The following is an 11,099-nucleotide window of genomic DNA, read 5'->3' as shown; positions in this document are numbered from 1 at the left end:
TGTAATCGGTTGTTTATTCGATAATACCTCTCATTTTGAATAATGTGAGCAGTGCACCCGACCTGAATAGTCATTTATGCCGCTAAATTTGCTGCAAGAGTGTTTCATTTTGTTGTTTTTTAATTACACGCCCTTCGAGTGCTACACCGGACTGTCATCCATAGCTCTTTTTGTTGTTTTGGCGCGACGTGTTTATTGTTTTGGCACAAATATTCGGCTGTTTTTTGGTGTTAACCTGCGCGGCTCTCATTCATGACTCGGGGAATGCCATGCAACTGCATGAACTCGTTAACACGTTCGGACAGGATTTAAAGCATCGGTACGGGGAAAAGGTCCATAAGCTGACCCTGCACGGTGGCTTCAGCTGCCCGAACCGGGACGGGACGATTGGCCGGGGAGGCTGTACCTTCTGTAACGTCGCCTCGTTTGCCGATGAGCAAGCCCGTTTTCTGCCAATTCGTGAGCAGCTTCAGGCGCGGGCGGGGGAAGTGAACCGGGCGAAGCGCTATCTGGCTTACTTTCAGGCATATACCAGTACCTATGCCGAGGTCCAGGCGCTCAAGGTGATGTATGAAGAGGCGCTGACCGCCGCTGATATTGTCGGCCTGTGCGTCGGTACCCGGCCCGATTGCGTGCCGCCGGCGGTGCTTGAATTGCTGGCCGGTTACCGTCGCCAGGGCTATGAGATCTGGCTCGAGCTGGGACTGCAAAGCGCACATGACAGAACTCTCAAACGTATTAACCGTGGCCATGATTTTGCCTGTTATGCCCGGGTTGCCGAGCAGGCCCGGGCGCTGGGGTTGAAGGTCTGTTGTCATTTGATTGTCGGACTGCCGGGCGAAAGGGAAGCCGAATGCCTGGAGACACTGCGCCAGGTTGTGGCGGCCGGCGTGGATGGTATCAAGCTGCATCCGCTGCATATTGTCCGCGGCAGTACCCTGGCCAAGGCCTGGCAGGCCGGGCGGCTGGGCGAGATCAGCCTGGCTGACTATGTCGATATCGCCAGTGCGATGATCCGCCAAACCCCGGCGGATGTGGTGTACCACCGGGTGTCGGCCAGTGCCCGAAAACCGACTTTACTGGCACCTGCGTGGTGCGAGAACCGCTGGCTGGCGATGACGGAAATCAGCAGGCAACTGAGCCGGGATGGCGCTCAGGGCAGTGTGCTGGACCAACCATTTATCTCTCGGTCTGCGCTATAGCGCTTGTATGAAATGTGTTAGATTATCGGCTCATTTTTCGCCACGATAGAAAAATCAGCATGTTGCTCTTTGTTCGCCACCTGCTCGGGCTGGCTGTGCTATTCATGTTCCCGGCGGTCGGGCAGGCCGCTGAGGCAATTGATCGTGTCGGCAACCCGGTGTTGCTGACGGCCCTGCTCGTTACGGGGGCTGTCATCGGCAGCGGGTTGCTGGTGATGTTAGTGCTGCATCTCGATGCGGCGTCGTTTCGTCGGCTGCAAACCATTTTCACTGACCTGCCGCTGGCGGTGGCGATTATCCGGCGCAAGGACGGCACCCTGCTCTATGCTAACAAACGCTGCTGTGAGCTGATCGGCGTGCGCAAGCTGGGTAGCCGCTATCGCTACCCGGATGAGATCACCGCCCAGATGATGTGCGATTACCTCCGGCCGCTGCCGTATCGCCGTGGGTTTCAAAATGCCCCCGAGGCGCTCCGGATCAAGCCCGGCCATACTCTCTCGCTGGCGGTTTCCGGGCAACCGATCCGTTTTAAATGGCAGGCGGCCTGGTTGCTCTACCTGTCTCAACCGCCCCAGCAACCGGCCTCGCCCGATCAGCTTGAACAGGAGCAGCGGATTTTCCAGCAGGTGCTCAATTCCTTATCCGAGCTGGTGTACTACCAGAACAACCGCGGTGAGATCATCGGCACCAACAAAGCCTTCAATCGCTTCTGGCGCGGCCGGTTTGAAGAAGGGGTGATGGAAGATGAGAATACGGCGTCTTCCCTGCATCCGCTGCATACCTGGACCACGGCACCGGATGGTACCAGCCGCTTACTCGAAACCAACAAAACCCAATTGATCGATGATCACGGCGAGGTAATTGGCACCCTGTCGATCAGCCATGATGTGACGGACTGGCATGATATGCAGGAGAGCCTGCAACAGGAGATCGAGAAGCGGGAGATCACCGAGCAGGCCCTGGCCCAGCGCAGCTCGCTGCTCAATACGATTTTTGAGGCCAGCTCAGATCCCATTGGGTTGTATAACGAGCACGGGATTTATGTCGGTTGTAACGAGCCGTTTGCCCGCGCGCTGGGCTATACCCAGCAAACCTTGTTGGGTAAATCGGCTGCGGATGTGCTGGAGCCGGATAAGTGGGAGGAGTTTCAGGAAGCGGATCGCCAGGTGCTTGAGGAGGGCAAGACGGTCAAAGCAGATGACTATGTGATCCTCGAAGACGGCACCCCGGTGTGGTATGAGATGGTGAAAACCCCCTATCGGGATCCGACTGATGGGGTGCCGGGGGTGCTGGTGATGGCCCGGGATGTGACCGAGCGTCGGATGGCCGAGCAGCAACTGGCCGATGCGATCATGGAGTTGGAGGAAATGAGTTTTGTCGACAGCCTGACCAAGGTGGCCAATCGTCGCTACTTTGATGAGCAGCTGCGCAAACTCTGGCACAGTCATATCCGCGAGCAGAAACCGCTGACGCTGATCCTCTGTGACATTGACAGCTTCAAGGCGTTTAACGACAACTACGGCCATCAGCAAGGGGACTATGCGCTGCGGGAAGTTGCCAAGGTCTTTCGTGATGTGATCCGGCGCGAGACTGACGAAGTGGCCCGCTACGGTGGGGAAGAGTTCGCCTTCCTGCTGCCCAATACCGACCAGACTGGTGGGTTGGTGGTGGCTGAGAAGGTGCACCAGCAATTGGCTGCGCAAGGTATTGTTCATGAATACTCGGGCGTGGGCAATCAGCTGACGGTGAGCCTGGGGGTCGCGACCATTACGCCGCTGCCGACCCAGGACTACGGGGATCTGGTTGAAATGGCCGATATTGCCCTCTACAAAGCCAAAGCGGCCGGGCGAAATTGTACCATGGTGATGACTGGCGGCGACCACGCATAAGGGCAAGTGCCGGAAATACATCCAATCAATCAGCCTGCATTTTGCAGGCTGATTGATATCTGTGGGGGATCTCCTTTGGTTCTTGCCTCGGGATGATTATCATAGGCGTAGCCTTTCATGAGCAGGAATAAAGAATGAAACAAATCAAGGTGCTGGCTCAGTTTTATGTCGATTTGCTGGTGAAGCTCGGCATTGTCCGCTTCAGCCTGCTGTTGGCGCTGGCGCTGGTGGCCCTGGCGGTGGTGGTTCAGGTCGGGGTGACGCTGGTGCTTCAGGGAGAAGTGCTGAACATCGATATTGTCCGCTCGGTGTTTTTCGGGTTGTTGATCACCCCGTGGGCGGTCTATTTTCTCTCGGTGGTGGTCGATCAGCTGGAAGACTCGCGCCAGCGGCTGTCGAAGCTGGTGACCAAACTTGAAGAGATGCGCTCGCGCGATATGCAGCTCAATAAGCAGTTGCAGGAAAATATCACCCAACTCAATCAGGAAATTGAAGAGCGGAAAAAAGCCGAGGAAGCGCGTGAAGAGGCGATGCTGGATCTCGAAAATGAGGTCTACCAGCGGGAGAATGCCCAATTGGAACTGGCGGAGCAGAGTGCCCTGCTCAAATCTTTCCTCGATGCCTCGCCGGATCTGATTTATTACCGCAATGAAAAAGGCCAGTTCTCCGGCTGTAACCGGGCGATGGAGGAGCTGACCAGCAGGACCGAAAAACAGCTGGTCGGTCTGACGCCGTGGGATGTCTACAGTGAAGACATCGCCCGTAAGATTGTCGAAACTGATCAGCAGGTGTTTAACCAGAACGTGTCGCTGACTTATGAGCAGTGGCTGGAATATCCCGACGGTCGCAAGGCGGTGTTTGAGCTGCGTAAAGTGCCGTTCTACAGCCGCGAGGGGCGGCGTCTGGGACTGATGGGCTTTGGCCGCGATATTACTGAGCGCAAGCAGTACCAGGATGCCCAGGAGAAGGCCAGCCGGGATAAAACTGCGTTTATCTCGACCATCAGCCATGAACTGAGAACCCCGCTGAACGGGATTGTCGGGCTGAGCCGAATGCTGCTGGAAACCCGGCTCAATCAAGAGCAGCGCGGCTACATGCGGACGATTTATGTCAGCGCGATCACCCTGGGCAATATTTTCAATGACATTATCGATATGGATAAGTCCGATCGCCGCCGCCTGGAGTTGTTGCCCAAACCGCTTGATTTTGCCGAGTTCGTTGAGGAGATGGGCAATATCTCGGCGCTGATGGCTGAGCAGAAAGGGCTACGGTTCGATTTGGAGCAATTGACGGAGCTGCCGGCCTGTATCGAGGCTGACGGGACCCGGCTGCGCCAGGTGCTGTGGAACCTGATCAGCAATGCCACCAAATTTACCAAAGAAGGCGGGGTGGTGCTGTCAATCAGCAGCGATGTCGTCGACCAGCAGGCACATATTACGTTTGAGGTCGAAGACAGCGGGATCGGGATCCCGCCCGCTGAGCTGGATAAGATCTTTGCGATGTATTATCAGGTCAAAGATGACAGCGATAACCTCCATGCCGTCGGTACCGGAATTGGCCTGGCGGTCTCCCGCCAGCTGGTGCAGATGATGGGCGGGGATATTACTGTGTCGTCGGAAGTCGGTGAAGGCAGCACCTTTACCGTGACGATTTGTGCCCCGGTGGTTGAGCGACATGAGCCGGAGGAATCGCTGCCGGCCCCGTCACCGATGAGCCTGAGTATCTTCATGGTCGAAGACATCGAGCTCAATATTACGGTGGCCAAGGCGCTGCTTGAGAGCTTAGGGCATGAGGTCACCATTGCCATGCGCGGCGATGAGGCGCTGGAGAAATTCAATCCGGATGATTATGACCTGGTGCTGCTGGATATTCAGCTGCCGGACATGTCCGGCTTTGATATTGCCCGCCAGCTGCGTGAGCGCTATGACCATTTGCCGGCGCTGGTGGCGTTGACCGCTAACGTGATCAAAGACAAGGCGGAGTATCTGGAAAAAGGGATGGATGATGCGCTCAGCAAACCCCTGAGCGTGAAAGCGATTTCGGATGTGATCTCTCGCCTGGTGCTGACTTGTCCGCTGGATGACGAAGAGAGCGCTGAGGAGGCGGCGTCCGATGCCGAGCCGACGCCGGCAGGCGATCACCTGAGTGACGATCAGATCAACCAGCTGTTGGATTTGGAAATGCTGAGCTCCTACGTCGAGATTGTCGGCACCCAGCCAGTGTATGACAGTATTGCGATGTTCGAGCAAAAAATGCCGGAGTATATTGAGATCCTGGACTCGAATATGATGGCCAAGGATCAGGACGGCATTAAGTTTGAAGCCCACAAGATCAAAGGGGCGGCCGGCTCAATCGGCCTCAAGCATATCCAGCAGGTGGCGCAGAAAGCCCAGTCGCCGGAACTGCCGGCGTGGTGGGAAAATATCAGCGACTGGGTCGACGAAATCAAAGATGACTACCAGAATGATCTTAATGTGCTGAGGGGCTGGTTAGCCCGGCAGGAGAAGTAACCATGAAACTTCAGGTGATGCTGGCCCTGGTGGTGAGCTTGGGGCTGGCAGCTTGTAGTGAGCCTGAATCACCGACGCCGCCGGTATCTGATGCTGGCGAGCCTGCGCGTCCGGCCCCGGAAGCTGCGGGAGAGGATGAGGAGCAGGTCGCTGTAGAGACGGACGGGGACGGAAAACCCGAGCGCCCGGCAGAGCCAGCCGCGGCAACCCCGCTGCCGGAGCCATTGCCGACTGATCTGTGGCGCAGCGCGCCCAGTGAGCTGACTTTGGGTGAGACGGTGGTGACGCTGAACAGCAGTCTATGGTTGCGCCGGCTGCCTGTGATCGGTGCCGACGGCACCGCCCCCTCAGACCTGCTCCATGCCTCGGTTAAATTGCAGACCAAGGAAATGCAGCCGTTGCCGAAGCTGGATATCCTGCGTGTCTTGCTGATGCAGGGCAGTCAGCAGTGGTTGGTGAAAGAAAATCTGGATATTCGGGCGGAAGGGGAGCTGACGCTGGAGGTGAGTTTGTCTGAAGGACCCGAGTGGCTGCCGGGCAGTGCCGTGGATATTGCAGTGTTACTGAGCTATCAAGGCGAGGAAGTGCGCCTGATCCAGCATGATGTGATCATCGGACCGTTGCGAACCGGCGACTGAGCGGGGAGCAATATGAGGTTAGAAAAATAAGGCTCCGTTCGGAGCCTTATTTGAAGATCAGCCGGAAAGCGAGAATTACTCTTCGCCCAGATCGCCACAGAAACGGTAACCTTCACCGTGAATGGTGGCAATGATCTCCGGGGTATCGGCGACTGATTCAAAGTGCTTGCGGATGCGGCGAATCGTCACGTCCACCGTACGGTCATGCGGTTTCAGCTCGCGACCGGTCATTTTCTTCAGCAGCTCAGCACGGGTCTGGATCTTACCCGGGTTTTCACAGAAGTGCAGCAGGGCACGGAACTCAGAGCGCGGCAGCTTGAACTGATCGCCATTCGGGCTGACCAGTGAGCGGCTATTGATCTCCAGAGACCAGCCGTTGAACTCGTAACGCTCGACCAGACGTTTGTCTTCGGTCGGCAGGCCCTGGTTCATGGCACGGGTCAGCAGGTTACGGGCACGGATGGTCAGCTCACGTGGGTTGAATGGCTTGGTGATGTAATCATCGGCGCCGATTTCCAGTCCCAGGATCTTGTCGACTTCGTTGTCACGGCCGGTCAGGAACATCAGCGCCATGTCGCCCTGCTCACGCAGTTCGCGTGCCAGCAGCAGGCCATTTTTGCCCGGCAGGTTGATATCCATGATCACCAAATGAACGTGGTGCTCCGACAGCATCTGATGCATTTCTTCGCCGTCGTTGGCTTCAAAAACCGCGTAACCCTCTGCTTCGAAAATGCTTTTCAGGGTATTACGTGTTACGTGCTCGTCTTCTACAATTAGAATGTGAGGGGTTTGCATTGGCAGTACCTAAATCTCTAAAAACGGAATCTGGTCAAAATCTGAATAGTTAAATTCTATAAAAAAAATTCACAGACAGGCAAAGTATTGGGTAAAACACCGGGTACTTAACTAATAGAGTTGCCTGTTTGGTACGCCATCCGTAATCCAGCAATATATTCTTTATGGGAATTGCTGAAAAAGCCCTGAATCGCAGGGGCATTGGCTACAATTTCCGTGGGATGGCGACGATTGTATTCACTTAACAGCTCGATAACAATGTTCTCGTTTTGTTTCGTGACTGCTTTTCAGTGCTTCCTTGATATATGTCAAACAGACTGAATTGTATTACGATTAGCCAGTTTGTTTAACATGCACTACAAAATTATCCGCCGCACTTGCTTAGGGAAGCGCCATATGTGTGAACACATCTCGCTTTGGTGTTGCTACCAGACTATTCAATTTAAAGCCGGGCAACGCCCCGTTTACCCCTATTTTGCAATTCTAACAGCATTTAACCCCGGAAGCATTGTTCTTCCACCAGCGCAAAACCGAAAACGGAACACATTGTTGAAAAATGAACTCCTCCACGAAATAAATGGGCTGCAACCACTCGATTGCAGTGCGCCGGATGGGAGCTGGTTGGAACCGAGTTTTGCTGTGCCGGTGTCGCGGGCGCGAGCGGCGCAACTGGCCCGACGTTGGGGGCAGAATGCGTTTTATTGGGTCGAGCAGGGGAAACTGTATCTCGAGCCGGTGCAGATCGATGCTGTCACAACAATAAAACTAGGTGATTTTAAAGACTTTTTCTACACTGAGTAGAGACAAGTATCGGCAATCTTAATCAAGGAGTACGAGATGTTAGATTTACTACCCGATTTATGCGACCACTACGAACAGGATGTTCGCTGGTTACCCTTGACTTCGCATGATTATGGCGGCCGCCGCTTGTTTTACGGCGAGGTCGTGACCTTGCGCTGCTTTGAAGATAATAGCCTGGTACGGGAGATCGTCTCTGAGGACGGCCGGGGTAAGGTCTTGTTTATTGACGGCCATGGTTCTTGCAGGTTTGCGTTGCTGGGCGATCAGCTTGCGCTGCTGGCGCAGAAAAATCACTGGGAAGGGGTGATCGTCAACGGTGCGGTGCGGGATGTCGCGACGCTGGCGACGATCGATATTGGCATTAAGGCGCTGGGACCGTGTCCGTTTAAGACCGAAAAAAGGCAAACCGGTGATCGTAATGTGACCCTGACGGTGGCCCATACCCTGGTCTATCCGGGAGATATGCTCTATGCCGATCGCAACGGGATCCTCCTGAGTAAAGCCAAGTTGGATTTATCGCCTTTTAAGGCAGAAAAATAAACACAGTTTTTCGATTTATTGAACAATAAAAACGGATATAAACGAACCGAAAGGGCTCATTTATATTCGTTCCTGTCGTTTTTTACGAATTTGGGGAGCCGAAGCTATACCAATCAAAGTAAATCAGTGATCAGAAATAGCGCAGGAAAAATGTTTGAGAACAAGGCAGAATTTCCAGATAAGTAGTTATTCTACAATCAAAAATTCTAACGCAGTTATCGAGCATTTTAACAAGCGAGGATGACCAGTTATTTACTGCGATTGGTATTAAAAGCGAAACCCAATCCCGACCTGGTAGATTTGCTCCAGCGCTTCATAGTCGACCGTGGCATGGACATTGACCCGGTTAAGGACTTCATACTGGCTGGAAACCTCCACGCCCATCACCACCTCTTCATTGACGGACTCTGAAGTCACGGCGCTCTGCAGGCTGAGTTTGGGGGAGAAATTATATTTGACGCCGGAGAGCAAGCCACGGGTTGCGCTCTGAAACTCGTTGCCACTTTTCAGGCGGGTACTGAGGTAGAGCTCGGTCTTTTGACTGAGGGCATACGCGTAGCCGCTGTCGATCTGCCACAGGTCAAATTGCTCGGCGCTTTTGGACTGAGACGAGATGAACCATCCGGAGCTCTCGTTGGCGAGGGCCGGGTCCCAGTTGTTTTTTTCCGCGGCTGCGGTTGGCAGTGCCACTGCCAGCAAGGCCATTGTGAACCATAGTCGCTGCATGGTTTCACCCTCCCTGTGCCTGCTTCGTTATGATTATTTGCTTGCACTTTTTTGCATACACTCAATCTTAGGTCATAATTCTCACAATAGAAACGGTCAATTGAAATGAATGTGATATGTGGCAGGTTGCAAGGCGCTGGTCGGATCCCAAAGCGCTGCTATTTCCGCAGTCTGTGCTCCTCGTTATAGGGATAGACATCTTCATACTGGCCATTGGCAATATTGCGTTGGAGTTGCTGCCAGTACTCGGCCTCGAACAGATCACTGTGCAGTTCATCAAACAGGGCGCGAACAGTCGGGTTGATCAGCAAAAACGTGCGGAACTCTTCCGGGAATACATCGTTGGGACCCACGCTGTACCAGGGCTCCGCTGACATTTCATCCTCCGGATAGCGGGGCGGCGGAATTTTGCGAAAGTTCATTTCGCTCATATAGCTGATCTCATCGTAGTCATAGAACACTACGCGCTTGTGACGGGTGACGCCGAAGTTTTTGAACAACATATCGCCGGGGAAAATATTGGCGGCGGCAAGCTGCTTGATCGCTTTGCCGTACTCATCTACGGCATGGCGTAAATCGGCCTCATTGGCCTGCTCGATGTAGAGGTTGAACGGGATCATCCGCCGCTCGGTGTAGAGGTGATCGATCATCACGGTGTCGTCGGTGACCTTGATGATTGATGGCGCGACCGCCTGCAGCTCTTCCAGCAGCTCGTCACTGAAGCGGTGGCGATCAAATGAGAAATGGCGGTACTCCTGGGTGTCTGCCATCCGTCCGACCCGATCATGCTCCTTGACCAACTTGTATTTCTCCCGCACCACGGCATGGCTGATCGCTTTCTGCGGGGCAAATTTATCTTTGATGATTTTGAACACAAACCCGTAGGACGGGAGGGTAAACACCGACATCACCATGCCCTTGATCCCCGGTGCAGGGACGAACTGGTCATCGGAGTGGGCCAGGTGATGCAAGAACTCGCGGTAAAGCTCGGTCTTGCCATGTTTCTGGCAGCCAATTGCGGTATACAGTTCAGCCTTGGTTTTATTGGGCATCAGCTCGGCCAAAAAGCGCACCAGTGCGGCCGGCGCCGGGGCATAAACCATGAAGTATGAGCGGGCAAAGCCGAAGATAATACTGACCTGATCAACGTGACACAGGCAGGCGTCAATGTAGAGCTCGCGGTTTCGGTTGGTCAGCACCGGCAGCACCAGTGGTACCGTGTGCTCATCAGCCAGGTAGATCCGGCCAATCAGGTAAGCGGCCTTGTTGCGGTAAAATGGCTCTCGGATCATCTCAATCGTCGGGTGGCTGCCGAGGGCGCAGCCCAGTTCCTGGTGGAGTTTATCGACGATCAACGCGATATCCCGCTGTTTGTCTTCCCATTTTAACGTGAACGGTGTGTCATCGAGCATCCGTTCAAGCACACTGGAGAGGCCGCTGCCGTTGTGATAGGTCCGGGTCAGTGAGGTGGGGTAGGTCGGGATCCGTCCTTCCTGCGAACTGTGCACAAATAGCTTATCCCGGTTGATATTGCGATGTTCGAAGATGCGGCAATAGACCGAATTAAAGAAACTTTCGGCAATGTCATAACGAGGATAATCGAGCAGCAAGTCTTCATAGGCGGATTTGACCGCCATCAAAAATGAGCGATTGGCATAGCGCTTTCCGAGCATGATCTGGATTTGTTTGGTCACCAGGCCGACGTGATGATCGTAAAAACTAATCCGTTTTTTCAGCGCCTGATGCCCGGCCTGCCAGTTTTGGCTTTCAAAGCGATCCTGAGCCCCGGCCGTGACGTCCAGAAAGCGTCCGTACATGGCATCAAAGCCTTGCAAGATTGTATGGGCGACGAGTTGTTCCATTCCTGTTGCCATTCGGGATCCCTCCGAATAAAGAGTAGACAGTTTGCACGGACTGACTGTCTCAATCCTGGGCCATCCAAGCCCCGTCTTTGTGTACCGTTCTCGTGGTTGAAGTTAGAAAACGGCAAGCTGGTCC

Annotated in this window: 9 protein-coding genes; 6 read left to right on the top strand and 3 right to left on the bottom strand. The window is 54.3% G+C overall.

From position 1 onward, the window contains the following. Positions 1 to 269 precede the first annotated feature (269 nt). The 4 genes from mnmL (at position 270) to NNL38_RS13445 (ending at position 6,239) form a co-directional block, all read left to right on the top strand. Complete coding sequence (gene mnmL, locus NNL38_RS13460) at positions 270 to 1,202, top strand: tRNA modification radical SAM protein MnmL/YtqA (RefSeq protein WP_255388534.1); 933 nt, start codon at positions 270 to 272, stop codon at positions 1,200 to 1,202. 59 nt (positions 1,203 to 1,261) lie between these two features. Further along, positions 1,262 to 3,091 (top strand): diguanylate cyclase domain-containing protein, encoded by a 1,830-nt coding sequence (locus tag NNL38_RS13455; protein ID WP_255388533.1) that lies wholly within the window; start codon positions 1,262 to 1,264, stop codon positions 3,089 to 3,091. A gap of 134 nt (positions 3,092 to 3,225) precedes the next feature. Continuing rightward, positions 3,226 to 5,601 carry an aerobic respiration two-component sensor histidine kinase ArcB gene (gene arcB / locus NNL38_RS13450; RefSeq protein ID WP_255388532.1) on the top strand — a complete coding sequence of 792 codons (2,376 nt, stop codon included), beginning with the start codon at positions 3,226 to 3,228 and terminating at the stop codon, positions 5,599 to 5,601. 2 nt (positions 5,602 to 5,603) lie between these two features. Next, entirely contained in the window at positions 5,604 to 6,239 is a 636-nt protein-coding gene (locus NNL38_RS13445) for a hypothetical protein (protein ID WP_255388531.1), read from the top strand. Positions 6,240 to 6,314: 75 nt separating this feature from the next. Here NNL38_RS13445 and arcA read toward each other — a convergent pair whose 3' ends face one another. Continuing rightward, the gene (arcA, locus tag NNL38_RS13440) at positions 6,315 to 7,034 is read right to left on the bottom strand and encodes a two-component system response regulator ArcA (RefSeq protein WP_255388530.1); all 720 of its coding nucleotides are present in this window, start codon (positions 7,032 to 7,034) and stop codon (positions 6,315 to 6,317) included. A gap of 396 nt (positions 7,035 to 7,430) precedes the next feature. On the opposite strand from arcA, the gene NNL38_RS13435 reads away from it, so the two are divergent. Both NNL38_RS13435 and NNL38_RS13430 read left to right on the top strand, forming a co-directional pair. After that, positions 7,431 to 7,835 (top strand): DUF3293 domain-containing protein, encoded by a 405-nt coding sequence (locus NNL38_RS13435; protein WP_255388529.1) that lies wholly within the window; start codon positions 7,431 to 7,433, stop codon positions 7,833 to 7,835. Between the two features lie 36 nt (positions 7,836 to 7,871). Further along, the gene (locus NNL38_RS13430; protein ID WP_255388528.1) at positions 7,872 to 8,375 is read left to right on the top strand and encodes a putative 4-hydroxy-4-methyl-2-oxoglutarate aldolase; all 504 of its coding nucleotides are present in this window, start codon (positions 7,872 to 7,874) and stop codon (positions 8,373 to 8,375) included. Positions 8,376 to 8,642: 267 nt separating this feature from the next. Here the strand turns inward: NNL38_RS13430 and NNL38_RS13425 are convergent, their stop codons facing one another. Together NNL38_RS13425 and aceK are read right to left on the bottom strand one after the other, a co-directional pair. Beyond that, positions 8,643 to 9,101, bottom strand: coding sequence for a hypothetical protein (locus tag NNL38_RS13425; RefSeq protein ID WP_255388527.1), 459 nt, complete (start codon positions 9,099 to 9,101; stop codon positions 8,643 to 8,645). A gap of 158 nt (positions 9,102 to 9,259) precedes the next feature. Then, on the bottom strand, positions 9,260 to 10,975 hold the full coding sequence (gene aceK / locus NNL38_RS13420) for a bifunctional isocitrate dehydrogenase kinase/phosphatase (RefSeq protein WP_255388526.1): 1,716 nt from the start codon (positions 10,973 to 10,975) through the stop codon (positions 9,260 to 9,262). Positions 10,976 to 11,099 lie beyond the last annotated feature (124 nt).

It is taken from the genome of Photobacterium atrarenae (genome assembly GCF_024380015.1).
Taxonomy (GTDB): Bacteria; Pseudomonadota; Gammaproteobacteria; order Enterobacterales; family Vibrionaceae; genus Photobacterium; species Photobacterium atrarenae.
This window is presented reverse-complemented; position numbering and strand designations above follow the sequence as displayed.